The sequence below is a fragment of the Streptomyces sp. NPDC001156 genome (genome assembly GCF_053598275.1).
In genome coordinates this window covers 1-26337 of record NZ_JBSFJX010000017.1, presented here as the reverse complement: position 1 = coordinate 26337, position 26337 = coordinate 1, and the positions used below count along the sequence as shown (strand labels likewise).

Here is a 26337-nt window from a genome sequence, read left to right as displayed (position 1 = left end):
GAACGCTTCATCGCCCGCGAGGGCTACAAGCAGCTCACCCGCCGATATCGCCCAGCAGCCGCTCATCCACACCGCTGACGGCGTATGGGAGCTTCATCAATGTGGGCGTACGACAGCGGGCGATCGCACACCGTTGCCGAGAGCTGGGGGCACCGCGGATGCGGGCCCCGGCAGTTGCCGGCAGGCAAGTGGGAGTTCGCGCGGGAGGCCGGAGTCGGTACAGTCGCCGACTCCGACCCCGTGGCCGAGAACCAGGAGCGCCGCAACAACGCGGCGGTGGTCATCCGCGTGATGCGCCTGCGGCCAGCACGCTTACTCCGTAGGGAGGTTCAGCCGGTGAACGCGGCGGTGCCGTTCGGGACGCCGAGCCCGGACGGGCCGTCGTATCCGGTGGTGGCGGTGCAGAGGTAGGAGCCGCCGCAGCTGCCGTTGGAGCCGCTGGTGACGTCGTACAGCGCCGAGGTGTGCGCGTACGGGAAGGACGCCGGGTAGGAGCCGGCGGATGGGGTGCCGCCCAGCGCGTAGGTCGCCGCGATCAGCGGGGAGGAGGCGCTGGTGCCGCCGAAGACCATCCAGCCGGTGGCCGAGCGGTAGGTGTCGTAGACCGCGACGCCGGTGTTCGGGTCGGCGACCGCCGATACGTCCGCCACGGTGCGGTTGGTGCAGCCGGTGTCCTTCTGCCAGCTGGGCTTGGCGTCGTACGTGGAGCAGCCGGAGCCTGCTCCGCTCCACACCGTGTCGGTCCAGCCGCGGGAGTTCGTGGCGGTCTTCAGGGACGTACCGCCCACCGCTGTCACGTACTTGGAAGCCGCCGGGTACTCGACACCGTAGCCGTTGTCACCGGAGGAGACGGTAATAGCAACGCCCGGGTGGTTGAAGTAGCTGGAGTCGTAGGTCGAGTCGCTGGAGGACTCGGAGCCGCCGTAGCTGTTGGAGACGAACTTCGCGCCCAGCCTGACCGCGGTGTTCACGGCCGTACCGAGGTTGGTCATGGTCGGCGTCTTGGCCTCGACCAGCAGGATCTTGCAGTTCGGGCAGGCCGCGCTGACCATGTCGAGGTCGAGGGAGATCTCCTCGGCCCAGCCGGAGTCGCCGCGCGGGTAGCTCGTGCCGCCGTTCTGGTCGACCTTCGTGAAGCAGCCGTTGGCGGTGGTGCAGGCGGACAGGCCGTACTGGGAGCGGTAGACGGCGAGGTCGGACTCGGCGTTCGGGTCGTCGTAGGCGTCGACGATCGCCACTGTCTGACCCGAACCGCCGGTCGCGGAGGGCAGGTTGTACGCCGCCTGCAGCGAGGCGGGACCGTAGCCGGACGGTGCGGCAGCCGCGGTCAGATCGCTCTCGGCGTGTGCCGACTTCGGGGTGCCCGCGGTGACCTGCAGGGCGTTGCAGGCCATCTCGCCCTTCTTTGCCGGGGCGACGCAGGCGTGGGCGACGGTGACGCCATGGGACGGGGAGGCGGTGGCCTGGGCCGCCTGGCTGACAGGGGCAGCCAGGGCGAGGGCGGACGTGGCGAGCGTGGCCACGGTTGTGAGGGAAACGGTTCTGCGCAACGTACGTCCTCCACGTGGTGGGTGTACCGGGAAGGGCTGTGGGGGGTGCGCGGTACGACCTCGGCGCGGGGTGTGCGCCGTGATCGGGCAGACCGTACGGATGTCGGGGTCACGTCAACAAGGGAGACGTCGAAGCGAGAATGTTCCTTTGCCTTTCCTGGGATGTTCAGATGTCGTTCTTGGGTGATTCATGACTGAAAGTCAGCCCGATCATGGCTTGACTGACCCGGGCGACGGTTCACGGCTTGGTCCAGCCGATAGTCCCAGTCCGAAGCAGGCCGGGATGGAGAGCGTGATCCGCGACGCCTGTGGTTGCTGTACAGCAGCGAAGTACAGCAACCACCACACACCCAGGTGGCCGTTAACAGCCTCCGTCGACCACCCGACCAGCCTCCCGGACCGTGATCGCCGTCCGGCCGATAGTTCGGGACGAAGAGGCCCCGTACCCGTCGCCTGCCCGTTCCGGCGGGACATTGCGGGGGCTCACGGGGAACAGCGGCGCCAACCACGCTCCGGCCCAGGTCAGGAAGTTGCCACGTCAGCTGTCATCCGCATACGCCGTCTTCCAAACTGTGCTCCAGGACCCAGACCGTGCGCTTGACTGAGCCATGGACACTTGGTCGCCCGTGGGCTGTATGGCGGCCTGATCCGGAGCCTGCCAAAACTGTTCGGGCAGGCCACGGCCAGTTTGGTCAGTGGTCGCCGAAGAAGATTTCCTTGACCTCGCGGGCCGCGTAGCAGACGAGCACGTAGCCAGCCGCCGGGTCGGCCCACCACCAGCCAACCGCCAGGTTGAGCAGCAGACCGAGCAGAACCGCGGTGGCCAGCAGGCCGTCGATGAGGGTGACCCGTCCTTCGGTCGTCAGCACCGGATTGTCCAGTGCGGCACCGGTGCGGGCCTTGCCGAAGGCCAGGGCAAACATCATCGCTGCGGTGACAGCCGTCCATGCGATACCCAGCGGCGAGTGGTGCGGGCGGAAGCCGATGGACAGCAGCCATGTGGACTGCACCATCAGGTATACCGCCAGCAGTGCAAAGCCAGCACCGATCAGCCTCAGGGCACCGCGCTGACGGTCCTCACCGCTGCCGGACAGTTCCCAGATCACCACGGTGGAGGCGCCGATCTCGATCAGCGAGTCCAGGCCGAACCCGGCCAGTGCCACGGACCTCGCTGAGATCGCCGCGACGGCGAGGACCACGATGCCTACCAGGTTCCAGCTGAGGGTGACGTACTCCAAGGCGAATCCCCGGCGGAGCAGGGCTGGGTGCGCGTTGTCATCAGTGCTGGTCACCACGCGAGTCTCCCAAACACTCCTGCTCTGATTGGCGTCAGCTCTCGCCTCGCTGCTTCCCTTCAGCGGTGGCATTGAAGAATCCATGGGCTGACAGCAGCAACAGGAGGGGCACCGCGATGTCGGCGATCAGGCTCCGTGTGAGCAGCGTGCTGTCGTGGTGGGCGATGGTGGCTGTGTAGCCGATCGCCGCGACCAGAACGATCCAGCACGCGAACCATGCCCACCGCTCCCCCCGGCGAAAGGGCACAAGAACAATGGCCAAGAAGAGCACCGCGAACGTGAGCTCGTGCAGTGCATAGCCGTACTCCAGGGTCGTGACGTAGTGCGTCACCCCTGGTGCGGAGCTTTTCACCGTGTTGAAAGAGCCGCCGGCCAGCTTCGTGAAGACCGGCGCATGGTCGGATGGCAGACCGTGAGCATGGTCGGAGAGTAGGTCCATGACCGGCGCAATCAGCAGGAACAGCCCGATGACCGTCAACCCGATCCATGCGACGGTCCTGGTCTTCGCCGGTGCTGCCGTCATGTCGCCCCCTGCCTCCCCGTTGCCAGGCGGATGCCCAAGCGGCATCGACGTTGAGCAATTGAAATGATGGGGGCTGAGGCGCCGCCTGCACAGTCCTCGGCAAGTTGGACTGCCGTACAGCAGCGAAGTACAGCAACCACAGCAACCGATGCGGTCCGGTAGCGTCCTCATACGGCCGTAGCGCAACCGGAATGACCCTCAGCGACCGTCTGTGTAGAGCTACGGATCAGAAGGCTGAAGGTTCGAATCCCGCCGAGTACACACAGGCGAAGGGAAGACTGTGACGCAAGCCGGGGAGGCTGCTCTTCTTCGTGCCTGAGGCTCGGGGCGACACAGCCGGGCCCTCTGTGGGCCCTCCGAGGGCGACAGACGACAACCGACAACGACCAACAACGACCGCCCGACCGCAGGTTAGGCTGGGTATCGCTCTCTGACCAGGAGCGAAAGACGGGCCCGCCAGACCCAGGGCAAGAAGAAGTAGTCTTTGTGATCACGCCCCCGACCTGCGCTTGATGTTGTTCTCGCCGGTGCCCTGCAGCGGCACGGCCCGCTGACCGTTCTGGACCAGGACGGCGCCGCCGGACAGCGCCTGCTGCGGCGCGTTGTCCGGGCTGATCTTCTCGGCGACCGAGACGTGGTCACCGACGGGCACGTTCGCGGTCAGCCACTGGCCCGCGGTGCTGTTGGCGACCAGGTCCTCGGTGCCGGCCGGCAGCGCCGGGATGGACTTGACGTTCTGCGAGACCTGGTCGATCACGAGCACGCCGTTGTCGGACGGGTCGCGGTGCCCGGCAACCACCACGGAAGCCGCGATGGTCCCGGTGGCCCCGAGGTCGGGGGTGAGCCGCACCAGCTTGTGGGAGGCGATGTCCTCGACGGTGTTGACCGAGTCGAGTACGTGGCTCACCGAGCCGTCGGTGAGGGTGCCGGAGTAGGACTCCTTGCCGATGCCGATCGAGCCGTCGGTCCGGACACCAGGTTCTGGTTCCAGCTCGGGCTGGGGCTCTTCACCAGTCGGCCGTCGATGACCACCATGCCCTGGGGGCGGCCGGTGTCGTGGATGTTGAAGAAGTCCCCGTTGATGCCCGCGACCGCGCCCGTGCGGTTCGCCATCGAGGTGACGATCTCGCTGTTCGGATCGGTGAGCTTTTCGTGGGACTCGGCGACGCCCATCCGCAGGTTCTGGTCGGTGAGGTCGACGTCGAGCTCGGTGGCGTGCTGAGTGCCGCCCACGGTCTGGTACGTGTCGGTGTGGCAGTCGATACCACGGGTGATCGTCTCGTCCGGGGTCCGGCTCTCGTTGACCACGAGCGGCCACTGTCGGGCGACTTGGGTAGTCAGGACGTGCCGTCCGCGCCGGCGGCACCCGGGTCGGGCGTGACCGGCTGCGAGTCCGCGGCCGCGTTGCCCGCGACGACCAGGCCACCGCCCAGCAGGGCGGCGGCCGCCGCGAGCGACACGACGGTCGTGCCGCGCCTTCTTCTGCGAGGCGGGTTCGGACCGCCTGCACTTCTTTCTGACAACGCTGTCTCCTGACATCAAACGGGCACCGTGCCGAACGAGGTCGGGGGCGCGCGGGGGAGATGTAGCCGAGGGGAGAGCCTCGTTGATCTCTGTGGAGGCCCAATGAAACTTCTCCGACGAGATGAGAAACAGCTATGCCTGGCCGGCGGGGTGCGGGTAGCGAGTGCGCGGCGCGCGCCGACGGGGATCAGAGTGTCGTGAAGGGGGCGTCGCTCAAGATGAGCCAGGCCGCGGTTCCCTCCAAGCGTCAGGGTCGCCGGCCCACCAAGGGCCCCACCGTGGCCCTCGCCGGTGTCCCGCTGTCCCGTATGGCCTTGAAATGGCCGGTCTCTGTAGAGCTACGGATCAGAAGGTGCCCGTGCCCCATCCGTGCCCGATCGCACGGCGAACCGCGGGGAACTGCGGTGTCGAGCGGGCACCGCACAGCGCAGCGGTCTCTGACCGATTCGCCGGCTCGCGCGCGGCGGCATGCTCGCGGCCCTTGCCCGGGGATCCCGGGCCACCTCGATGACGGTCTTCCCGAAGGAGCGCGCGAGCGCGACCGCGTCCCATTCGAATTGCTCCGTGTACCGCTTGCCGCGGTATCTCTTGCTTCCCACCCGGCGCTATTTCCTCTGAAACCACAGTCCCGGACTCCCGGTGCCCACGATCAAAGGGAAGATCACCCCCAGTCGAACCCCGTTGAACGATCATTTCGAGATCGAGCCGATCGGGGCTCATGTGGCCTGAACTACCCTTCGCTGCACAGGATTTGACTATTTCTGCGCCGAGTTCCTTGTGGCTCCCGTCGTGTCCATGCCAGAGTGCGTGCCCAGTGGGACGTAATCGGCAACCGGGGGGTTCATGTGAAGAATCGTCTGCTGCGTCCGCGTCGAAGAGTGACCGTACTCTTGGCGGGCTTTCTCATGGTGTTCGGCATCTTTGCCGCAGCTCCCGCCGCGCAGGCCGCGACGTACGGCCCCTACGTATGGGCCAACCTGCACGCGAGTGAGATAGCCGACCATCAGCTCCTCGACGTCGCCTACCCGTATACCGGGGACGGCACGACCATCCATCTCTGGCACGACAATGGTCCGACCCAGAACCAGCGCTGGTATTTCGACAAGGTGGCGGACCACGTCTACAAGTTCCGCAATGTGCAGAGCAACAGCTGCATGGACATCCAGGGCCCCTGGACGAACGACGGCACCATCGTGCACCAGTGGCACTGCTATGCCACGAGCAGCCAGGAGTGGCGGCAGGTCTTCGTGAAGAACTACTGCAACGCGGATCATTCGATCTGCGCGCCGCAATACGCATTCGTCAACGTCTACGCCAACAAATGCCTGGACGCCAGGGATGCCGGCTGGCAAGACGGCACCCAAGTCCAGATCTGGTCCTGCTCGTACGCGGACAACCAGCTCTGGTACTGACCCGGCCGATCCATGGGGTTCGGCCGGCGGGTTGTCGCCGGGCGAACCTGATCCGACCGCGGGCGTCGGGCCACGGCTGACTGGACCAGCGGCTACCGCGGTCTGGCTGCGAGGTCTTCCCGAAGAGGAGCAGCGCCCAGCTCAACCCGTCGCGGACATGTAGCACTGCGCCCCTCCGGCCTGTAGGCGGAGGGGCGCAGTGCTTCGACTTCACCACCGGACACAGCGTGGCCAACCGCGCGCTGGTCAAGGCCGGCACCAACGGCGAGATCGACCTCTACAACGCGGGCTCCACCTCCGTCGACGTCTACGCCGATCTCCTCGGCGACTACGTCGGGTACCCGCTGGGCTGACCGCCCGGCGGCCGTTTCGTGGCTGATCGACGTACGCCAACCTGTACGCCGATCTCGCGGGATCCGGCGCTTGGTCCGGCCTACTTCGACTTCGGCAGGGCGCGCAGTGCCGTGCGTGGTGCCAGACCTGTGGCGGCGAGATCGTCGACGGCCCGAGCGAACTCCGCGTCGTCCCGCGGCGTGTCCCGGGCTGCGAGGGCGGTGAGCGTACGCAGCGGCCCGGCGCAGGCCTTGATCGCGTCCACAGCGTCGGCGGGGGCGGCCCGGTGAGCCTCCGGACGCCCGGCCACTGTCGCGCCAGCCGGTGCTGGACCAGTCGGCGGTGGGCCTCCAGTGGCGGAGCCGCCTTGACCAGCCGTTCCAGGCTGCGGTCGAAGCTGGCAGCGGACGGGCCGAGATCCGCGGTGCCGGTCCGGGCGCCGCCGAGCACGTCCCGCAATGGGAGGAGTGCGCCGGCGGCCCGGCGGCGCACGACATCAGTGGAGCGGATGGGCAGGACGAACCACGAAGCGGCCAAGCCCAGCTCGGTGCCGACGGCGATCCCACCGAGGCGCTGCAGCAGGTCCGTCCCGGTCTGCCCGTAGTAGCCGTAGAGCAGCGACAGCACGGCGGTGACAGCGCCCGCCCAGTAGGCGTAGCTGAAACGGAACGAACGGCAACGCCCGTCCAACCGCCGCGCCGGCGAAGCAATGCGGCCACAGCACTGGTCTTGGCCCGGTCAGTTCACGTGCCGCACCGGCCGACCCGTGAACGCGTCCAGGAGCACACGGTCGTCGAGCGGCCGGTCCAGCTTCACCGTCACCTTCTCGCGGAGCAACTGACTGGTGCAGGGGCCGTCCTTCGCCCCGACGATGGACGCGGACAGCACCACGCTCCCGCCCGTCTCCAGTACGTCCACGCCAGGACCGTCGTCGCAGGCCCCGTGACCGGCCATCACCGTGACGGACCGGCCGTCCCCCGCTGTCTCGACCAGTCCCTGAAGCGGCCACAACGTGGCGCTGGTCCCCTCCGCGACCGGTGTGACCGGCGGCGTGGGAGCCTTCGAGGGACGCAGGGCGGCCCGCTTGAGCGGAGTGTCGTAGCCGTCCAGGGTGAAAAGCCAGGCCGGGACGGTCGCCGGGCCGCGGCTGGTGGCCAGGGTCATCTCACCGAGCTTCGCCCCGGTCACGGTCAGGTGCGGTCCGTCGTGGCCGCCGCGGGCCACTGTCTCGTACGCCTGCCGCGCCTCCATCAGCGGCAGCGTGAGCGAGGCGCCGCTCTCCCACTTCACCTGGCCGTTCTTCCGCGGAGCGGCGGGCAGTTCGCCGCGCAGGACGAAGCTCTGGGCCTCGTAGGCCTGCTTGTCGTCTCCGTCATGGAAGGCGTGCTCGGGCAGCTGGACCGTCTCGCCCATCGGGTAGTAACCCTTCCGCCATGCCCGGGCGGCCTCGGAGCCGTCCCAGGCGTCGGCGACCTGACGAGCGCGGGCCTTCGCCACCGGGTCGGGGGTGTGGGACCGAGTACCACGACCGCCTCCCTGTTCGCTGTCGCAGCCGGTGAGGGCCCCGCCCGCTGCGGCGAACAGGGTGAGGACGAGAAGCAGTTGGGCGGTGCGTGCGGGCATGGGTCCCCCAGGGTCCGACGGTGACGAGCAGAGGCATCGCGGTGTGGGCTCGCGGCAGTGCCGCTCCTATGACGCACCGGGACCGGGTTGCGTTCGGCGCGCCCCAGTGGGCGACGCGGGTCTGCTCCTCGGCCCTTTGGCGGTCTGGTTGTGCCCGCTCAGAACGTGACCGTGCGGTCCCTGGTCACCGTCGGGGTCGAGATGACCGCGTCGAATGCTTCGCCCAGCGGGGTGTGCATGGCGGCGCTCTGGGTGCGGATGCTGGTCAGCAGCTCACTGCCGTCGGGTCCGCTGGGCGCGTGGCGCAGGTCGGTGAGCGTGGCCCTCTCGCGCAGGCCGGCCTCGATCAGAGCGGCCTCGAGACTGCCGGGCTGCGGGTCGGGCAGAGCTACGTCGCCGAGCTGAACCCCACGGGGGCGCTGGCGTCCGGGTGCATCTCGGGTACATGGCCGTCGGTGTGCGCGACGCCGATCGCCCCGTAGTTCTCGCCGAGCGTTCGTGCCAGGTGCTGTCCCATCGGCGACGCGGTGGTCGCTTCGCCGAAGACGTTCGGGGCCTTCTGGATGTGGTTGTTGTGCGCCGCGAGCACGAACCGGGCGCCGGGCTGGGCGTGTTCCACGTGCCAGCGCAGCGTCTCGGCCATGTAGAGGTCCCGCACCGACAGGTCGGCGGTGATGCCCGTGCCCGAGTACAGGTCGTCCATCGCGCGGAACATGTAGTCCATCGTGCACGCCCCGGCGAGCAGGCGTTCGGCGACGGCGTAGCGGTGGACGTCCGCGCGTGCCTCGGCCGGCGGCCGGACAGCGCGGAGCCGTAGCTGAAGTCGGGCCGGCACGGCGGTCAGCGCGTCCTGCTGGGCGTGCTCCAGTTGGGCCCAGGCCGGGGCGGCGGCAACACCGGAACCGAGGCCTGCCAGGAACGAGTCGCTGATCCGCAGGGCCGTCTCGACCAGGGGAACGGACTCGGGATCGACGTCGGCCAGGTAGTCGGCCAGGGGTTCGAGCACGGGACGCAGCGCACCGCCGGCCTCGGGCACGTCGATCCCGACGAACCGCAACGGGTTGCTGCTGCCGGCGTTGTGCTCACGCAACCAGGCCATCAGCCCGCCCGCACCCCAGTCCGCGGCAGCCGGGCCGACCTCGCCGAGCGGGCGGTCGTCCTGCTCGGCCAGCCAGCGGTCGAGTACGCCCGCTCCGGCGAAACCGAACTCGAACGCGAAGACGCTGAAACCGCAGCGTTCGGCCAGGAATCGCAGCACGCGCTGACGGACGGTGGAGAACTCCTCCACGAAGTGCGCGCTCTCACCGATCGCGACGACGCGGGCGTCACCGACGATCTGCCGCAGGGGTTCGAGGTCGTCCAGGCTCGCGGCCGGGTCGATCGTGGTCAGGGTCGAGGTGTGTGCGCGCATCCAGGCGGTGGGCACGACAGAAGAAGAGGTGTTCACGGACATTCCCGTCTCTGGAAGCAGGGTCGCTTGCCGCTGCCTTCGAGGCAGCACGAGGACAGGCACCTGCGCTCCAGGCCGCCGTGGGCCGGGTCATTGGCCTGTCGTGGCGCCCTGGTCAGAGGAAGAGGAATGCGGTGAACATGCCGCCAAGCTAGCACGGCGAACTGCGCAGTTCGCCGCGGCAGGAGTGTGGGCGAACCCATCATCTGCTCCCTGCACTGCAATTACCTCGGCGACGGTGACGGCGACTCAACCGATCCGCCGACCTGATGCGACCCACAACCGAGGAAGACAGCGGCCGATGACAGCCGTTCAGGAAGAAACGGACCATGTGGCGGCGTGCGTCCGGGGCCGTCGGAGGGTCACCAGATGGACAGCGGGACCGGGTGGACCTCGTCGGGCTTGTGGCCTGCGCGTTCGTGGACGCGGCGGACCGCATCGGCCGAGGGGGCGTCGGAGAGGCAGTACATCGTTCCGGACTCCGGGTCCGCCCAGGCCCTCTCGAAGTGCACTCCCTCTTCCTTCTCTATCGCGAGGTCGGCCTTGTGCGCCTGCTTCAGCTGGTCGTCCGTGATGCCCTTCATACCGTGGTGGACGTCCATGAACTGGGTCATGGCCTCGCACCTCCTTCCGGGTGCGCTCGCCTGCTCTCCTTCCATGCTGCTCCCGCCCGACCGCGGCTGCTACGGACGCGAAGGGCCCCGGCTGCGTGCCGGGGCCCTTCGTGGTCACTCTTTGTGCGAGAGCGCAGCGAGATCGTCTGCTTCGTGCGGCGTCAGCCGCACTGGCACGGCGCGCCCGACTGGCATCCGCACCCGCAGCCGGAGCCGCAGCCGCACGCGCCGACCAGCGGGAGGCTCTTGATCTCGATGGGCTGTTGGGTCTCGCGCTCCTGCGTGGGGTCGGGCGTGCTGGGGGTCTCCGCCATGGGTCCCTCCTCGAGACTGGTGCCTGTTCCCATTTCATGCCCCTGCGGACAGGCGCATCAACGGCGCACAGATGCTCGCGCACGACCGGTCGGGCTCCTTCAAGCCCCCGGGGCGGATACCGGTTCCGGCGACGGTGCTCTCGCCGGAACCGGGGAAACCACCCGTCCGTCAGGCCGGGGCCAGGCGCCCTCGACGCCCGTTACGGCTGGATGTCCGGCTGGAGATCGTCCGCGTGCTCACCCGTCACCAGGAAGACCACACGCTTCGCGACCGCGACCGCGTGGTCGGCGTAGCGCTCGTAGTAGCGGCCCAGCAGGGTGACGTCCACAGCCGTCTCTATGCCGTGGCTCCAGCGCTCGTCGATCAGGTGCTGGAAGAGCGTGCGGTGCAGCTGGTCCATCTCGTCGTCGTCCTGCTCGAGCTGCATCGCCAGGTCGATGTCCTTGCTGACGATGACCTCCGCGGCCTTCGCCATCAGACGCTGCGCGAGCTGCCCCATCTCCAGGATGGTGGCGTCCAGGTCGTGCGGTACGGCGCGCTCGGGGAAGCGCAGCCGGGCCAGCTTGGCGACGTGCTGGGCCAGGTCGCCCGAGCGCTCGAGGTCCGCGCTCATCCGCAGCGACGTGACGACGATGCGAAGGTCCGTCGCCACCGGCTGCTGGCGGGCGAGGAGTGCTATCGCGCGCGCCTCCAGGTCGTGCTGGAGTTCGTCGATCTTCTTGTCGCCCTCGATGACGGCTTCGGCCAGCTTCAGGTCGGCGTCGAGGATCGCCGTCGTGGCGCGCCCGATCGCCGACCCGACGAGCCGGGCCATTTCGACCAGACCCTCACCGATCGAGTCAAGTTCCTCGTGGTACGCGTCCCGCATCAGGATGTCCCTCTCTCACGTCTGCTTCGGGGGCCGGGGGGCCGGGGCCGACGTCACCATGGCGAACACGGCGTACACGGCACCCTGGGCACCCACGGTGCCACGTTCCGGTCCCTACGCGACCGTTTCCGGCACCCCAAATGAACCGATACTGGCTCCAAGGTGAACTCTGGGCGACGAGTGGTCGAGGTCGCACTCTGATGGCTGTGGACTCGCGTATCGGCATGCCTAACCTGGATGCATGGACGTGAACGCGGCGGTCGCCGCAGCGGCTGCGATCGCCGGAGTGCTCACCGGCGTCATCGCCATGCTGGCGTTCCGCTGGAGCGAGCGCGACCAGAAGCGGCCCACGCGCACTTCCCTGCACACGGACCCGGTGCTTCCGCCCGGCGTGGACACAGTCCTGTCCGTGCTGCGGTCCTCGGCCGTCGTCCTGGACGAGGCCGACGCCGTTGTGAAGGCCAGTTCGGCAGCGTACGCCCTCGGGCTCGTGCGCGGCGGCAAACTCGCGGTCGAGCCCATGCTCCAGATGGCACGTGACACCCGGCGCGACGGCGAGATACGACAGGTCGAGCTGGACCTGCCGCGGCGCGGCACCGGACGGGGCGAAGCCCTCGCCGTGTCCGCGCGCGTGGCGCCCCTCGGCTCCCGGCTGGTGCTGCTGCTCGTCGAGGACCTCACGGAAGCCCGCAGGATAGAGGCGGTTCGCCGCGACTTCGTGGCCAACGTCAGCCATGAGCTGAAGACTCCTGTGGGTGCCCTGTCGCTGCTCTCCGAGGCGGTGATGGACGCCTCCGACGACCCCGAGGCCGTGGAGCGCTTCGCGGGCCGGATGCAGATCGAGGCGACCCGGCTGACCAACCTGGTGCAGGAACTGATCGACCTGTCGCGGGTGCAGAACGACGACCCTCTCGAGGACGCCGAACCCGTACGTGTCGACGAACTGGTCGCCGAGGCGGTCGACCGCTGCCGGCACCAGGCCGGCGCCAAGCAGATCACCATGGCCGCGGGCGGCACCGCCGACCTGCATGTGTGGGGCAACCGCGGCCAGTTGGCCGCCGCCCTCGGCAATCTCGTCGAGAACGCCGTCAACTACTCGCCGGCCCGCACCCGGGTCGGTATCGCCGCCCGGCGGGTGTCCGCGCACGGCGGGGATCTGATCGAGGTCGCCGTGACCGACCAGGGCATCGGCATCTCCGACAAGGACAAGGAGCGCATCTTCGAGCGCTTCTACCGCGTCGACCCGGCCCGCTCCCGTGCCACGGGCGGTACGGGCCTGGGCCTCGCTATCGTCAAGCATGTGGCCGCCTCGCACGGCGGGGAGGTCACGGTGTGGAGTTCCGAGGGTCAGGGCTCCACGTTCACCCTTCGGCTGCCGGAGGCGGGTGCGGCCCGCGACCGCGCGACCGACCACCCGTCCGACCTCGATGACGAGGCCGGCCGCTCTGACGGGACGACCACCGTCTCATCCCCGTACGAACCGCTTCCCGCCCCGGAGGTCCTTCCGTGACCCGAGTGCTCGTCGTCGAGGACGAGGAGTCCTTCAGCGACGCCTTGTCCTACATGCTCCGCAAGGAGGGCTTCGAAGTCGCCATCGCGACCACGGGGCCCGACGGTCTCGACGAGTTCGAGCGCAACGGCGCCGATCTCGTCCTTCTCGACCTGATGCTGCCCGGCCTGCCGGGCACCGAGGTCTGCCGGCAGCTGCGCGGCCGGTCCAATGTCCCGGTGATCATGGTGACCGCCAAGGACAGCGAGATCGACAAGGTTGTCGGGCTGGAAATAGGGGCCGACGACTACGTCACCAAGCCGTTCTCCTCGCGCGAGCTCGTCGCTCGCATCCGTGCCGTCCTGCGCCGGCGCGGTGAGCCGGAGGAGGTGACACCGGCCGCCCTGGAGGCGGGCCCGGTGCGCATGGACGTCGACCGCCACGTGGTCACGGTGTCCGGCTCGAAGGTCGACCTGCCGCTGAAGGAGTTCGACCTGCTGGAGATGCTGCTGCGCAACGCGGGCCGTGTGCTGACCCGTATGCAGCTCATCGACCGCGTCTGGGGCGCCGACTACGTGGGCGACACCAAGACCCTCGACGTCCACGTCAAGCGCCTGCGGGCCAAGATCGAGCCCGACCCGGGTGCTCCGCGCTACCTGGTGACGGTCCGCGGCCTCGGCTACAAGTTCGAGCCGTAAACCGAGGGCGAGCCGTAGGCGGGGCGGCGCGCAGGGCCCCATGGGGCGCATGCGCGCCGGACTGCACGCAGGCAGCCGAGTGCGCAGACACCGCGCAGGCGGCCGATCGGCGCACAGATCCGCACAGGCGGAAGGCGGCGTTCACGCCGTGAACGCGCGCGAGGGAGTGCCCAGGCCTCCACGCGCGCGTACTGCACGACCAAGGGCGGCACCCCGCGAGGGGTACCGCCCTTGGTCGTACCAGGCGCGCTTCCTGCCGGGCGCTGGGCGCGGGTGATCCGTACCGGAGCCGGGGTGCGCGGCTGCCGCCGCGGTCGGGGGGCGGCTGCGCCGACGAGAGGGTGTGGTCCGGAGAAGCGAAGGCGGGCCCGGAGCGGGTGTAGCGGCCCGGCCCCGCCGGGGTGAGGGCCCCCGCGAGCACGACGCGGGGGCCCGTGCCGCGGCGGAGGGGCCGGCCCCGGGGGGGGGGGGGGGGGGGTGGGCTCTTGTGGTGGGGGGGCGGCGCCCTGCCGCCGCGCGGCCCCCCTCGCCGCCCCCCCCCCCCCCGCTCCGGTGTCAGTGCCCGCTCGAGCTCGACTCGGTCGCCGTTCCCTCGGCGGAGGAGCCGGCCGCGGGGGAGCCCGTCGCCGGCTTCGACGGCTTGGGGCTCCCGGAGGACCCGGTCGGCGACTCCGTGGCGGTCGGCATCGCCGGGACGTTGCTCGGTCCCCACTTCGTGAAGTAGCTCTCGGCCGGGACGACGAACGCCCGCAGGCTGACGTCGCCGGTCTGGCTGAAGGTGAAGGTGACCTTCTGCGCGTTGCCGTCCTGGATGCCCGGGCCCGGGCTGCTGAGCGTGGCGGCGGCATTGTCCTTGCCGCCGATGACGACGGAGCTGAGGGCCGGAATGGTCAGCGGGCCGCTGCCCTTCGCGGGGCGGAGCTCGGCGGTGCCGCCGCCCTCCACGCTGATCGAGTCCAGCGTCTGGGCGGTGCGACCGGTGTTGAAGATCGTCGCTGAGATCGCGGCGGGACCAGTGGACTGCGCGTTGGGCTGGGTGATCACAAGGGCGTTCTGGACCTTGATGCTCCCGACGCTGGTCGCCGCGTTGTCCGGCTTGATCTCGAGCGTCTGGGCGTTGTTGCCGGCACCGCACGCGGCGAGCGAGGCGATCGAGAACGCGATGGCGGCGGCGGCGAGGGCGCCGCGTCGAAGGCTGCTGCTCACGGCGGCGGCAACTCCTTGAACGTGGGCGGAGCAGGACGACTCCCTGATAAAGCCGCCCTAAGTGTTTGTCAGCGGCCATAGGTTACCGAGCCGTTCCCCGGTCTCCGCACCCGACCCTCCCCAACATCACGGCAAGCTGTCGACTTCGCCCGGGCGGGGCATCCGCGCCGGACGGCGGAGGCGGACGCTCCGGACGGTGAGCCCATCTCGGCGCACGTTCGTCGCAGAGTTCCCAGATGTCTCACCAGCCGCATTGACCTCGATGTTGTCCTGCATTCACATAAGCGTCTCGGATCTCGGCTTCGGGATTTACCTTAAGGAATGCTTGGCGGTCCGAAAATCGATCACAGGGACAACAGCCGGGGGTTCATCCGGCACCTTGATCAATTCAAGATTCGTCTCGTACCGGCCTCCCGAGCACCGAACGGAGTAGCGGAAGTCGATCGCTTGAGGCGGGACAAAAGGGAAGGTTTCGGACCTGTTCAGAGACCTTCGATGTGTGTAACGTGCGGGTTTCCTCCCGCCCGCGCAGCCGCTCCGACCTGCGAATACCCCGTTCCGCTCCCCCTGCGCAGCACGTTCCTGTCGAGGTTGTCAAGCCCCGAGATATGCCCTGACCTGCGAAAACGCCATTCAGAAGACGCGGTTTCCGTGTTACCCTGGATAGCCACGGAAGGGGTACCTGTCACATGACGTTCAAGGTTGGCGACACCGTGGTCTATCCCCATCACGGGGCCGCGCTGATCGAGGCCATCGAAACTCGCCAGATCAAAGGCGTGGACAAGACCTACTTGGTGCTGAAGGTCGCCCAGGGCGACCTGACGGTGCGTGTGCCAGCGGACAATGCGGAGTTCGTCGGCGTACGTGATGTGGTCGGTCAGGACGGGCTGGACCGGGTCTTCGAGGTGCTGCGCGCGCCGTACGCCGAGGAGCCCACGAACTGGTCGCGTCGCTACAAGGCAAATCTCGAGAAGCTCGCCTCCGGCGACGTCATCAAGGTCGCGGAAGTCGTCCGTGATCTGTGGCGGCGCGAGCGTGAGCGCGGACTGTCCGCCGGCGAGAAGCGCATGCTCGCCAAGGCCCGGCAGATCCTGGTGAGCGAGCTCGCCCTCGCGGAGAACACGAACGAGGACAAGGCCGAGGCGCTGCTCGACGAGGTCCTCGCGTCCTGACGCTCGTTCCGCCCCGCCCGCTTCCCGACGGGGGAGTCCGGTGGACGGACCGGCGCACAGCACGTATGCACATGCCGCGGTGCCCGATGACGCATTTTGCAGTCGCCGGGCGCTGCGGCATGTTCGTGCCCGGGCACCACGGCACGAGGCCTCGCCGAAAGGTGGGACTCCGCCCCGGTGCCGTAGGCCGGCGGGACACCCCCGGTACGGGAAACCCCCCGATACTTGGCGGGCCGGGCCCGGGCCGCCGCTCGACCGGAAGGTCACGGAAGGGACCGGTCAGGGCGTCGCGCCCGGCACTACCCCAGCCTGGGGCCGGGGGTACCCCCAAGGCCATACCCACCCCCGCCGAGCAAACAAACCTGACAGGAACCGATGTCTGACGATTCGCGCACTTCGCCCACCGAAGCCTCACAGGCTCTCGGCGCCTCTCGGGCGGGGGAGACCCCCATCGCCGCGGTGATCCCCGCAGCGGGCCGCGGTGTCCGCCTCGGTCCGGGTGCCCCCAAGGCGCTCCGCACGCTGAACGGCACGCCCATGCTCATCCATGCGGTGCGCGCGATGGCGGCCTCCCGCGCGGTCTCCCTCGTGGTCGTCGTGGCCCCGCCCGACGGGGCGCCCGAGGTCAAGTCGCTGCTCGACGCGCACGCCCTCCCCGAAAGGACCGACTTCCTGGTCGTCCCGGGCGGGGAGACGCGGCAGGAGTCGGTGAAGCTGGGCCTCGACGCGCTGCCACCGCAGTACGAGATCGTCCTCGTCCACGACGCGGCCCGCCCGCTCGTTCCCGTGGACACGGTGGACTCGGTGATCGAGGCCGTCCGCGAGGGCGCGCCGGCTGTCGTGCCTGCTCTGCCGCTCGCGGACACGGTGAAGGAGGTCGAGCCGGCGGGTACGCCGGGCGAGCCGGAACCGGTCGTCGCCACGCCCGAGCGCGCCCGGCTGCGCGCGGTGCAGACTCCGCAGGGCTTCGACCGGGCGACGCTGATCCGGGCCCACGAGACGGTGACGGACAACGTCACGGACGACGCGAGCATGGTGGAGCAGCTCGGGCTGCAGGTCGTGGTGGTCCCCGGCCACGAGGAGGCCTTCAAGGTCACCCGGCCGCTGGACCTGGTGCTGGCCGAGGCGGTCCTGACCCGCAGGAGGCTGAACGATGGCTTCTGAGGCGCCGCTGCTGCCCCGGGTCGGCATCGGGACCGACATCCACGCCTTCGAGGAGGGGCGCGAGTTGTGGTGCGCCGGCCTGAAGTGGGAGGGCGAGGGGACCGGTCTGGCGGGCCACTCGGACGCGGACGTGGTCGCGCACGCCGCGTGCAACGCGCTCTTCTCGGCCGCCGGCCTCGGTGACCTGGGACAGCACTTCGGCACCGGGCGACCGGAGTGGTCCGGTGCGTCGGGGGTCACGCTGCTGACGGAGGCCGCGCGGATCGTGCGCGAGGCGGGCTTCGAGGTCGGCAACATCGCGGTCCAGGTGGTCGGCCCCCGTCCCAAGATCGGCAAACGTCGTGAGGAGGCCCAGAAGCTCCTCTCGGAGGCGGCGGGAGCGCCGGTCTCCGTGTCCGGCGCGACGACGGACGGTCTCGGTTTCCCCGGCCGGGACGAAGGGCTGATGGCGATCGCCACCGCGCTCGTGGTGCAGGTGAGCTGAGGGCGTGCGGGGGTACCCGCAGAGCCACCAGTGACCCAGGTTCCGGAGGTAGCCATGCCGGCCGCCGCACTGTCCGACCGGCTCAAGACCCTGCTCGACGGTCCCGTGTTCATCGTTCTCGGGACCGTTCAGCCGGACGGCAGCCCGCAGCTGTCCCCGGTATGGGTGAAGAGGGACGGCGACCATCTCCTCGTCTCCACGACCGTCGACCGGCGCAAGAAGAAGAACCTCGACCGCGACCCCCCGGGTGAGCGTCGTGGTCGAGGACCCCGAGTCGCCGTACGAGTACGCGGAGTTCCGCGGCACGGCGGAGATGACGACGGAGGGCGGGCAGGCACTCATCGACGAGCTGTCGCTCAAGTACACCGGGAAGAAGTACGCGGAGTTCAACCCGCGTCGGCGCAGGACGCGGAACGCGTCGTGGTGCGGATCGTCCCGCGCAAGGTGGTCGGGAGTCTCTGAGAGGCGGCTGCCGGCGTCCTGGCCGGGGGTCGCCGTGTCCGGGGCGCCGGTGTTCCTGACGTTCGTCACGAATGCGTCGCCCTTGGCCGGAAGGGGCGTGAGGCACTGGTCCCGGCCCACTACCCTGGACTCGTGACTATTCGCCTGCACGACACCAGCGCCCGGCAGATCCGTGACTTCACCCCGCTCAAGCCGGGTTGTGTCTCGATCTACCTGTGTGGCGCCACCGTGCAGGCGCCGCCGCACATCGGGCACATCCGCTCGGGCCTCAACTTCGACATCATGCGCCGCTGGTTCGAGTACCGCGGCTACGAGGTCACGTTCATCCGCAACGTGACCGACATCGACGACAAGATCATCAACAAGTCGGCCGAGCAGGGCCGCCCTTGGTGGGCGATCGGGTACGAGAACGAGCGTGCGTTCAACGAGGGGTACGACGTCCTCGGCTGCCTCCCGCCGACGTACGAGCCCCGGGCCACCGGGCACATCCCCGAGATGATCGAGATGATGCGCGGCCTCATCGAGCGCGGCCACGCCTACGAGTCCGACGGCAACGTCTACTTCGACGTGCGCTCCTTCCCGGACTACCTCGAACTCTCCAACCAGGAGCTGGACAATCTGCGCCAGCCCGAGGGCGAGGGAGAGACCGGGAAGCGGGACGAGCGCGACTTCGCGCTGTGGAAGGCCGCCAAACCGGGTGAGCCCTCCTGGGAGACTCCGTGGGGCCGCGGCCGGCCGGGCTGGCACCTGGAGTGCTCCGCCATGGCCCACAAGTACCTGGGCTCCGCCTTCGACATCCACGGCGGCGGACTCGACCTCATCTTCCCGCACCACGAGAACGAGATCGCCCAGGCCAAGGCCTTCGGAGACGATTTCGCGCAGTACTGGGCGCACAACGCCTGGGTCACCATGAGCGGCGAGAAGATGTCCAAGTCGCTGGGCAACTCCGTCCTGGTCTCCGAGATGGTCAAGCGCTGGCGGCCCATCGTCCTGCGCTACTACCTCGGCACCCCGCACTACCGCTCGATGATCGAGTACAGCGAGGAGGCCCTGCGCGAGGCCGAGTCCGCGTTCGCCCGGATCGAGGGGTTCGTGCAGCGCGTCGTGGAGAAGGCCGGCGGCGTCGTCGAGCCCGCCCCCGAGGTGCCGCCCGCCTTCGCCGAGGCGATGGACGACGACCTGGGCGTGCCGCAGGCGCTCGCCGTCGTGCACACCACGGTCCGGCAGGGCAACAGCGCGCTGGCCGCCGACGACAAGGAGGCCGCCGTGGCCCGGCTCGCCGAGGTGCGGGCCATGCTCGGCGTCCTCGGTCTCGACCCGCTGGACGCCCAGTGGGCCGGGGAGGGCGACCGCGGCGAGGATCTGCACGGTGTGGTCGACACCCTGGTGGGTCTCGTGCTCCAGCAGCGCGAGGCGGCCCGTGCCCGCAAGGACTGGGGCACCGCGGACGCCATCCGGGACCAGCTGAACCAGTCGGGCCTGGTCATCGAGGACAGCCCCCAGGGTCCCCGCTGGACGCTCGGCCCGCGCTGAGCCCAGCACCGATCCGATGATCGATTGTGCCGCCCGGCCTTCCGGGCGGCACACTTCATAGACGTACGTACGACGCTTTCAAGAGACGGGTAGGTCATGGCCGCGAACAACCGCCGCATGTCCGGCAAGAAGGGCGCGCAGGTCGGCAGCGGCGGCAAGCGGCGCCGCGGCCTGGAGGGCAAGGGCCCCACTCCCCCCGCCGAAATGCGCAAGGGGCACGCCAAGCAGCGCGCCGCGCAGTCGAAGATCCGCCGGTCGCAGGGGCGCCCCCAGCGCCGTACGGGCGGAAAGTCCTCCTCCGAGCTGGTCGTCGGGCGCAACCCGGTTGTGGAGGCCCTGCGCGAGGGTGTGCCCGCGTCCACGCTCTACGTGCAGCAGTTCATCGACAACGACGAGCGCGTGCGCGAGGCACTGCAGCTCGCGGGCGAGCGCGGCGGGATCAACCTCATGGAGGCCCCGCGCCCCGAGCTCGACCGGATGACCAACGGACTCAACCACCAAGGGCTCGTCCTCCAGGTCCCGCCCTACGAGTACGCCCACCCGGAGGACCTCGCCGACGCCGCCTACGACGAGGGCGAGGACCCGCTGATCGTCGCCCTCGACGGGGTGACCGACCCGCGCAACCTGGGCGCGGTGGTCCGGTCCGTCTCCGCCTTCGGCGGCCACGGCGTCGTCGTGCCCGAGCGTCGCGCGGCCGGGATGACCGCCGGTGCGTGGAAGACATCGGCCGGTACGGCCGCCCGTACGCCCGTCGCGCGTGCCACCAACTTGACGCGCGCGCTCGAGGCGTACAAGAAGGCGGGGATCGTGGTCGTCGGTCTCGCCGCCGACGGGGAGGTCGAAGTCGACGAGCTGGAGGCCCTGGAAGGCCCGGTCGTGATCGTCGTCGGCAGCGAGGGCAAGGGGTTGTCGCGGCTGGTCGGCGAGACCTGCGACTTCCGGGTGCGCATCCCGATGCCGGGCGGCGCCGAGTCGCTCAACGCCGGTGTGGCGGCGGGCATCGTGCTGTACGAGACGGCCCGCCGGCGGGCCTGACACTCATGGGTGTGAGCCCGTACGGGTGTTCATGTGTTCACCCGTACAGGCTCATTCGGTCGTACTGGACGAGCTTGACGGGGTCCGGACAGATCGGCGCGGTCAAAGCAGTGTCCTAACCACACGTCACTCGGTTAGATGAGTGTGGAGACCAGAACGCCCCGCACACCCACGGGGGACCGATCGTCGGGATTCGACGACACTCCCGCGCTGAGCATGGTGAAGGTGCCGAGCGACCCGGCGCAGGTCATCGTCAATCATGCGAGCTTCCGCGTACAGCTGGGCGCGTCCACGCGGCGTGCTCAGTCCCCGCGGATCGCGCGGAACGTGACCTCCCCGCACACCATGGCGCACATGTCCGTCGTCGGTCCGGCCGGCGGAGGCGGGGCGTCCGAAGGCCGTCGTCGGCCCGTCGTCTGGAGCGGCAGGTCCGCGCCCGACGACACCGGGGCCCACCGGCTGCTGCAGGCGGTGCGGAGCTCGAGCGTGGCCCACGGCGAGGAGCTGGCCGTGGACACGGGCGCCACCCAGGTCATCCCCCGGGTCGGGGTCGACGGTCTGCGGGGGGCAGGCGGCTACGACGACGGGCCGGCCACGCAGCCCTTCGAGCCGTCGGCCGTCGGGGGCCGGCACGGCCACGGCGAGACCCGGCTTCTGCCGCGCATGCGGAGCGTCGGCAGCCCGTACGACGAACCGACTTACGCGCCACCCGGCTACGACGAGCCCGCGTACGACACACCCACCTACCCCGGATCCCCCTACGACGAAGGGGAGTTCACGGGCAGGGGCGGGAAGCCGACGCGGCGGGCGCCGCGGCACAGTGCCGACCCGGTGCGTCACGCCTATTACCCCGGCCGCCGGATGAACCTCGGCGTGGTGCTGCTGCCGCTGCGCATCTTCCTCGGCTCCATCTCGGCCTACGCCGGCATGGGCAAGCTCTGCGACCCCGTCTACTTCGACGGCGGCAAGCGGGGCTCCATGGTCACCTGGCTCAACACGCTGCACCCCTGGGAAGTCGCCGAACCGCTACGGCAGTTCGCGCTGCACCATCCCGTCGGCACCGGTCTCGTCGTCGCCTTCCTCCAGGCGCTCGTGGGCGTGCTCACGGTCCTCGGGCTGTGGCAGCGGGTCGCCGCCTCGGTCGGAGGGCTCCTGTCGGCCGCCCTGATCGTCACCGTGAGCTGGCGGACGGCGCCCGCGTACGACGCGCCCGACATCATCTACCTCGCCGCCTGGTCGCCGCTGATCATCGCCGGGGCGCCGGTGTACTCCGTGGACGGGCGCCTCGCGGGCAGCGCCTGGCGCCGGCTCGGACCGCGGGCGGACATCTGGCAGTTGCGGCAGTACGTGCTGCGTCGCGGCGCGCTGGTGACGGCCCTGGTGACCGGGGTGACGCTGCTGGTCGGATCGCTGCTCGGCGGGGCGGTGCGGGACGCGAACCGGGTGGTCGTGCCCGGTCCCGGCGAGGCGCCGCGCAACGAACTGCCGGGCTCGCCACTGCCCGAGACACCGGGCGAGCAGCAGCACAAGGCGAGCCCCTCGGCCTCCCACTCGCCGGCGTCGACGCACGACGCGACATCGTCGCCGTCGAGCGTGGCCACGACGCCGAGCACGGCCGCCGGTGCGACCGGCACGGTCTCCGGCGGCAGCCCGAGCCAGACCCAGGGCACCACGGGCCACGTCCCGCCGCGTCACTCGGCACCGGCGCAGCAGGCACCGAGCACGAGCGCGGGCCCGTCGTCCTCGGGTGGCAGCGGCACCGGCGGCCCCACGGGCGGGGCGAGCGGCAGCACCGGAGGCAGTGGCTCAGGAGGCTCCGACCACCTGGTGGGCGGGCTGCTGGGATAGTCCCCCGGGCAGCTCTGCGGAAGGGGCCCCGCACACTTGACGGTGTGCGGGGCCCCTTCGTGTGGCGGGACGGGACGGAGTGCTACGGGCGGCGCTCAGCGGGCGTCAACGCCCCAGCGCCGCCAGTTCCTTCGCCGCCTCCGTGAGGTCCTTCGCGGTGTCGATGGCCCGCCAGTACGCGCCCTGAGGGATCGGGAAGCCGGCCAGGCGGCGTTCCCGCGCCAGGCGCGGGAAGGTGGTGCGCTCGTGGTCGCCGCGCTCCGGGAGCAGCTTGGCGAACTCGGCGGCGAAGACGTAGACACCCGCGTTGATCTCGAACGTCGACGGCGGGGCCTCGATGAAGTCGGTGATGTGTCCGAAGCCGTCCGTCTTGACGGCGCCCCACGGGATGCGCGGACGAGCCAGCGCCAGCGTGGCGACGGCATCGCGCTCGGTGTGGAAGTCGGCCATGTCGCGCAGCGAGAAACGGGTCCAGATGTCACCGTTCGTGGCGTACCACGGCTTGTCAGGGTGGGGGAGGTGCTCGGCGGCGTACCGCAGCCCGCCGCCGCGGCCGAGCGGTTCGGACTCGACGACCGTCGTGACGTGGAGGGGCAAGTCGGTCGAGTCCAGCCAGCGCTCCAGGACGTCGGCGAGATGGCCGCAGGAGACCACGACGTCCGTGACGCCTTCTTCGGCGAGCCAGGCGAGCTGGTGCCCGATGATCGGCGTCCCGGTGCCCGGGATCTCCACCATCGGCTTGGGCCGGTCGTCGGTGTACGGCCGCAGCCGTGAACCCTGGCCACCGGCCAGGATGACGGCTTGGACGGGGCGCGCGACGGCGCTCGGATCGGTCATGACCGAACTGTACGACGCGCGCCCCGTCCCGGCCGGGCGGCCTCAGCCGCGCTGCGCGGTGACGCCCGAGGCGAAGGAGGTGTCGCAGACCGGGCGGGCGTAGGACTGGGCGCGCGAGGGGCCGTACATGCGGACGGCGGCCCGGCCCAGGGCACGGGCGATGGCGGCGCAGTGCCTCGCCAGCGACGGGCGGCCGTTGACCGCCTGCTGGAGGTGGGTGAGCGCGACGCCCGGGTTCGTCTCCTGGAGTTCCAGCAGGAGCTTGTCGCGCAGCACGTCCTGCGGGGCGCGGGAGGAGGCGCGCGTCGAGACGTCTTCGGCGGAGGCGGCGAGCACCGAGTTCGAGGAACCGCCCGACCAGTTGACGCGGGTGACCGCCAGGGTCCCCGACAGCACCAGGACGACAGGCAGTACGAGGGCGAGGGTGCGGCCGATCCGGCGGGCGGGGCCACGGCCGCGCCGTGTCCGTGGAGTAGTGGTGTGCTTCACGCGAGTGAGGGTAGCGTGGGGTAGTGATTTGGCGACAATTAGTCACCGGTTCGGGGGATGTAGAGGCGGGAATTTCGAGGTATGGGGTTGACGCCGACGTCGAAATGCCTTGTTTGCCGGGGTATTTGTCGACAACGAAGAGGGCCCCGCAGCAGGCTGCGGGGCCCTCTTCGTCAGTCCGTGGCGGGGGACCCGTCCGGGCGGTGCTCAGTCGGTGAGGCGCTCGCCCGTCGAGGTGGAGAACACGTGGGTCTCGCCCGGCCGCGGCACGACGTGCAGCTTCGAGCCCTTCTCCGGCACCTGGCGGCCGCCGACGCGGACGACCAGGTCCTTGGACTCGCCGCCGACCTCGGCGGTGCCGTAGACGTAGCCGTCGGCACCGAGCTCCTCGACGACGTTCACGGAGATGGCGAGACCCGCCGGGGCGTCATCGGCGTGCTTGGACAGGGACGCGGCGGCGTCGCCGTTGTGTTCCACCACGTCGAAGTGCTCCGGGCGCACGCCGACCGTGACCGTGCGGTCACCCTTGTCGGAGGCGGCCTTCAGGGCCTCGCGGTTGACCGGCACGACGCTGTTGCCGAACTTCACTCCGCCGTCAATGATCGGGACCTCGACCAGGTTCATGGCCGGGGAGCCGATGAAGCCGGCGACGAAGAGGTTGGCCGGACGGTCGTACATGTTCCGCGGCGAGTCCACCTGCTGGAGGAGGCCGTCCTTGAGCACGGCCACGCGGTCGCCCATCGTCATGGCCTCGACCTGGTCGTGGGTGACGTAGACGGTGGTGATGCCGAGGCGGCGCTGCAGGGAGGCGATCTGCGTACGGGTGGAGACACGCAGCTTGGCGTCGAGGTTGGACAGCGGCTCGTCCATGAGGAAGACCTGCGGCTCACGCACGATGGCCCGGCCCATGGCGACACGCTGACGCTGACCGCCGGAGAGCGCCTTCGGCTTGCGATCCAGGTACTCGGTGAGGTCGAGGATCTTCGCGGCCTCCTCGACCTTCCTGCGGATCTCCGCCTTGTTCACGCCGGCGATCTTGAGCGCGAAGCCCATGTTGTCGGCGACGGACATGTGCGGGTAGAGGGCGTAGTTCTGGAACACCATGGCGATGTCCCGGTCCTTGGGCGGCAGGTGGGTGACGTCACGCTCACCGATGTGGATGGTGCCGGAGTTCACGTCCTCGAGCCCCGCCAGCATGCGGAGCGAGGTGGACTTGCCGCAGCCGGACGGGCCGACCAGGACGAGGAACTCTCCGTCCTCGATCTCGATGTCGAGCGAGTCGACGGCGGGCTTCTCGGAACCCGGGTATATCCGGGTCGCCTTGTCGAACGAGACAGTGGCCATGGTGAATGGGCCCCCTTCACCGGCAGGAACGTGCCGGACGATCCGTTGTAAAGGTGGTGTGTCCACTACGGGGGTTCCGTCGTGGTGTAGTCCACACGAGTGAACTGGCTCAGGACGGTACCTCGCGTTCACCTGCTCTGTCAGTACTCGGGCCACTGTGAACTTCGCGGAAATTTTCGACAGGGCCGGTCCCGGACCTGGGTACACTGCACAGGCGCGCATGTGCACGCCTCCTTAGCTCAGCTGGTCAGAGCGCCGCTCTTGTAAAGCGAAGGTCGTCGGTTCGAATCCGACAGGGGGCTCCCTTTCCCAGCAGTACCAACGCCCCGGACCATGATCGGTCCGGGGCGTTTGACATCCACGGGTGACATCAACGAGGACGGTCACTCACGGTCGAGGGGGCGCCTGAGCAGACGGTCCATGTGGCTGATGGCCTCACGCTGTGTGTCCGATGTCACGTGCGTGTAGACATCCATCGTGATGCTGATCTGGCTGTGACCGAGGATCTCCATCACCACCCGGGGAGCCACGCCGGCCGCCGTGAGGAGCGTGGCGCAGCCGTGCCGGGCGTCGTGCAGACGAATGCGCCGAAGGCCCGCTGCGGCCGTGATGCGGAAGAACGACCGGTTGACGTTCTGCGGGTCGATCGGGCGGCCGGTGCGGGTGGTGAAGACGTACGAGGACGGGGAGAGCTCCACTCCCTTGCGCCGCGCCGCATCCGACTGCCGCATCCGGTGCCAACGGAGCGCCGCAAGGCAGATCAGGGGGAGGGGCAAGGGGCGCGCCCGGCCGCTCTTGGTGGTGTCCTCGTAGAGCTCCCCACCCACACGCTGCACCTGCTTGCTGACCCGCACCACGCGATGCTCGAGGTCCACATCCGACCAGCGAAGCCCCAGGATCTCGCCGCGCCGTAGGCCCATGGAGACCGCCAGGACGAAGGCGGCGTACAGCGGGTCGCTGCGTGCCTGCTCCAGGAACGCCAGCGTCTCGTCCAGGTCCCACGGAGACAGGTCACGACGGGGCACCTTCGGGGCCTCCACGAGCGAGGCGGCGTTGCGCGTCACCAGCT

General features: G+C 69.5%; 28 protein-coding genes and 1 tRNA gene. 12 read left to right on the top strand and 17 right to left on the bottom strand.

The window, feature by feature from the left end; all coding sequences use genetic code 11:
* Positions 1-329: 329 nt before the first annotated feature.
* The 6 genes from ACWDA7_RS11810 to ACWDA7_RS11785 form a co-directional block, all read right to left on the bottom strand.
* Positions 330-1550: a S53 family peptidase gene (locus ACWDA7_RS11810; protein ID WP_450603964.1), complete on the bottom strand. Its 1221-nt coding sequence runs from the start codon at positions 1548-1550 to the stop codon at positions 330-332.
* Between the two features lie 692 nt (positions 1551-2242).
* Complete coding sequence (locus ACWDA7_RS11805; RefSeq protein WP_450603963.1) at positions 2243-2842, bottom strand: cation transporter; 600 nt, start codon at positions 2840-2842, stop codon at positions 2243-2245.
* A 37-nt stretch (positions 2843-2879) separates the two neighbouring features.
* Positions 2880-3368 carry a hypothetical protein gene (locus tag ACWDA7_RS11800; protein WP_450603962.1) on the bottom strand — a complete coding sequence of 163 codons (489 nt, stop codon included), beginning with the start codon at positions 3366-3368 and terminating at the stop codon, positions 2880-2882.
* A gap of 490 nt (positions 3369-3858) precedes the next feature.
* Positions 3859-4275, bottom strand: coding sequence for a hypothetical protein (locus ACWDA7_RS11795; RefSeq protein ID WP_450603961.1), 417 nt, complete (start codon positions 4273-4275; stop codon positions 3859-3861).
* On the bottom strand, positions 4272-4676 hold the full coding sequence (locus ACWDA7_RS11790) for a hypothetical protein (RefSeq protein ID WP_450603960.1): 405 nt from the start codon (positions 4674-4676) through the stop codon (positions 4272-4274). Before ACWDA7_RS11790 ends, ACWDA7_RS11795 begins: the two co-directional genes overlap by 4 nt.
* Before the next feature lie 29 nt (positions 4677-4705).
* Positions 4706-4828: a hypothetical protein gene (locus tag ACWDA7_RS11785; RefSeq protein WP_450603959.1), complete on the bottom strand. Its 123-nt coding sequence runs from the start codon at positions 4826-4828 to the stop codon at positions 4706-4708.
* Between the two features lie 942 nt (positions 4829-5770).
* Here ACWDA7_RS11785 and ACWDA7_RS11780 point away from each other — a divergent pair.
* Positions 5771-6304 (top strand): RICIN domain-containing protein, encoded by a 534-nt coding sequence (locus ACWDA7_RS11780; protein WP_450603958.1) that lies wholly within the window; start codon positions 5771-5773, stop codon positions 6302-6304.
* A gap of 227 nt (positions 6305-6531) precedes the next feature.
* Entirely contained in the window at positions 6532-6657 is a 126-nt protein-coding gene (locus tag ACWDA7_RS11775) for a hypothetical protein (protein WP_450603957.1), read from the top strand.
* Between the two features lie 80 nt (positions 6658-6737).
* Here the strand turns inward: ACWDA7_RS11775 and ACWDA7_RS11770 are convergent, their stop codons facing one another.
* The 6 genes from ACWDA7_RS11770 to phoU form a co-directional block, all read right to left on the bottom strand.
* Positions 6738-6947 carry a hypothetical protein gene (locus ACWDA7_RS11770; RefSeq protein WP_450603956.1) on the bottom strand — a complete coding sequence of 70 codons (210 nt, stop codon included), beginning with the start codon at positions 6945-6947 and terminating at the stop codon, positions 6738-6740.
* 428 nt (positions 6948-7375) lie between these two features.
* The gene (locus ACWDA7_RS11765; protein ID WP_450603954.1) at positions 7376-8260 is read right to left on the bottom strand and encodes a hypothetical protein; all 885 of its coding nucleotides are present in this window, start codon (positions 8258-8260) and stop codon (positions 7376-7378) included.
* 388 nt (positions 8261-8648) lie between these two features.
* Positions 8649-9707, bottom strand: a complete 1059-nt coding sequence (locus tag ACWDA7_RS11760; RefSeq protein ID WP_450603953.1) for an erythromycin esterase family protein — start codon at positions 9705-9707, stop codon at positions 8649-8651.
* 365 nt (positions 9708-10072) lie between these two features.
* Positions 10073-10324 carry an SCO4226 family nickel-binding protein gene (locus tag ACWDA7_RS11755; RefSeq protein WP_359405077.1) on the bottom strand — a complete coding sequence of 84 codons (252 nt, stop codon included), beginning with the start codon at positions 10322-10324 and terminating at the stop codon, positions 10073-10075.
* A 161-nt stretch (positions 10325-10485) separates the two neighbouring features.
* Complete coding sequence (locus ACWDA7_RS11750; protein WP_359405074.1) at positions 10486-10638, bottom strand: hypothetical protein; 153 nt, start codon at positions 10636-10638, stop codon at positions 10486-10488.
* A 200-nt stretch (positions 10639-10838) separates the two neighbouring features.
* Positions 10839-11507, bottom strand: a complete 669-nt coding sequence (gene phoU / locus ACWDA7_RS11745; RefSeq protein WP_450603952.1) for a phosphate signaling complex protein PhoU — start codon at positions 11505-11507, stop codon at positions 10839-10841.
* A 241-nt stretch (positions 11508-11748) separates the two neighbouring features.
* Between phoU and ACWDA7_RS11740 the strand changes: the two genes are divergently transcribed.
* Entirely contained in the window at positions 11749-13017 is a 1269-nt protein-coding gene (locus ACWDA7_RS11740; RefSeq protein ID WP_450603951.1) for a sensor histidine kinase, read from the top strand.
* Positions 13014-13694: a response regulator transcription factor gene (locus ACWDA7_RS11735; protein ID WP_009340348.1), complete on the top strand. Its 681-nt coding sequence runs from the start codon at positions 13014-13016 to the stop codon at positions 13692-13694. The genes ACWDA7_RS11740 and ACWDA7_RS11735 overlap by 4 nt, the downstream gene beginning before the upstream one ends.
* Before the next feature lie 555 nt (positions 13695-14249).
* Here ACWDA7_RS11735 and ACWDA7_RS11730 read toward each other — a convergent pair.
* Positions 14250-14900: a DUF461 domain-containing protein gene (locus ACWDA7_RS11730; protein ID WP_450603950.1), complete on the bottom strand. Its 651-nt coding sequence runs from the start codon at positions 14898-14900 to the stop codon at positions 14250-14252.
* 689 nt (positions 14901-15589) lie between these two features.
* On the opposite strand from ACWDA7_RS11730, the gene ACWDA7_RS11725 reads away from it, so the two are divergent.
* The 7 genes from ACWDA7_RS11725 to ACWDA7_RS11695 all read left to right on the top strand — a co-directional run bounded on the left by ACWDA7_RS11725 (position 15590) and on the right by ACWDA7_RS11695 (position 22598).
* Positions 15590-16072 carry a CarD family transcriptional regulator gene (locus ACWDA7_RS11725; protein ID WP_003953493.1) on the top strand — a complete coding sequence of 161 codons (483 nt, stop codon included), beginning with the start codon at positions 15590-15592 and terminating at the stop codon, positions 16070-16072.
* A gap of 375 nt (positions 16073-16447) precedes the next feature.
* Positions 16448-17236, top strand: a complete 789-nt coding sequence (gene ispD, locus ACWDA7_RS11720) for a 2-C-methyl-D-erythritol 4-phosphate cytidylyltransferase (protein ID WP_432929503.1) — start codon at positions 16448-16450, stop codon at positions 17234-17236.
* Complete coding sequence (gene ispF, locus ACWDA7_RS11715; protein WP_450603949.1) at positions 17226-17720, top strand: 2-C-methyl-D-erythritol 2,4-cyclodiphosphate synthase; 495 nt, start codon at positions 17226-17228, stop codon at positions 17718-17720. Before ispD ends, ispF begins: the two co-directional genes overlap by 11 nt.
* A gap of 54 nt (positions 17721-17774) precedes the next feature.
* Positions 17775-18182, top strand: a complete 408-nt coding sequence (locus tag ACWDA7_RS11710) for a pyridoxamine 5'-phosphate oxidase family protein (RefSeq protein WP_450603948.1) — start codon at positions 17775-17777, stop codon at positions 18180-18182.
* Positions 18183-18314: 132 nt separating this feature from the next.
* Complete coding sequence (cysS, locus tag ACWDA7_RS11705) at positions 18315-19715, top strand: cysteine--tRNA ligase (RefSeq protein WP_450603947.1); 1401 nt, start codon at positions 18315-18317, stop codon at positions 19713-19715.
* 96 nt (positions 19716-19811) lie between these two features.
* On the top strand, positions 19812-20750 hold the full coding sequence (rlmB, locus tag ACWDA7_RS11700) for a 23S rRNA (guanosine(2251)-2'-O)-methyltransferase RlmB (protein WP_359405050.1): 939 nt from the start codon (positions 19812-19814) through the stop codon (positions 20748-20750).
* A gap of 138 nt (positions 20751-20888) precedes the next feature.
* A complete protein-coding gene (locus ACWDA7_RS11695; RefSeq protein WP_450603946.1) occupies positions 20889-22598 on the top strand; it encodes a DoxX family protein in 1710 nt (569 codons plus the stop codon).
* Positions 22599-22703: 105 nt separating this feature from the next.
* On the opposite strand, the gene ACWDA7_RS11690 is transcribed toward ACWDA7_RS11695, so the two are convergent.
* The 3 genes from ACWDA7_RS11690 to ACWDA7_RS11680 form a co-directional block, all read right to left on the bottom strand.
* A complete protein-coding gene (locus ACWDA7_RS11690) occupies positions 22704-23435 on the bottom strand; it encodes a nucleotidyltransferase family protein (RefSeq protein ID WP_450603945.1) in 732 nt (243 codons plus the stop codon).
* Positions 23436-23477: 42 nt separating this feature from the next.
* The gene (locus tag ACWDA7_RS11685; protein WP_359405041.1) at positions 23478-23924 is read right to left on the bottom strand and encodes a hypothetical protein; all 447 of its coding nucleotides are present in this window, start codon (positions 23922-23924) and stop codon (positions 23478-23480) included.
* 207 nt (positions 23925-24131) lie between these two features.
* Positions 24132-25268, bottom strand: a complete 1137-nt coding sequence (locus tag ACWDA7_RS11680; protein WP_450603943.1) for an ABC transporter ATP-binding protein — start codon at positions 25266-25268, stop codon at positions 24132-24134.
* Between the two features lie 228 nt (positions 25269-25496).
* Between ACWDA7_RS11680 and ACWDA7_RS11675 the strand changes: the two genes are divergently transcribed.
* Positions 25497-25570, top strand: a tRNA-Thr gene (locus ACWDA7_RS11675).
* 81 nt (positions 25571-25651) lie between these two features.
* Here the strand turns inward: ACWDA7_RS11675 and ACWDA7_RS11670 are convergent.
* Positions 25652-26337, bottom strand: a 686-nt coding sequence (locus ACWDA7_RS11670; protein WP_450603942.1) for a tyrosine-type recombinase/integrase, incomplete at its 5' end; no start/stop codon positions are given.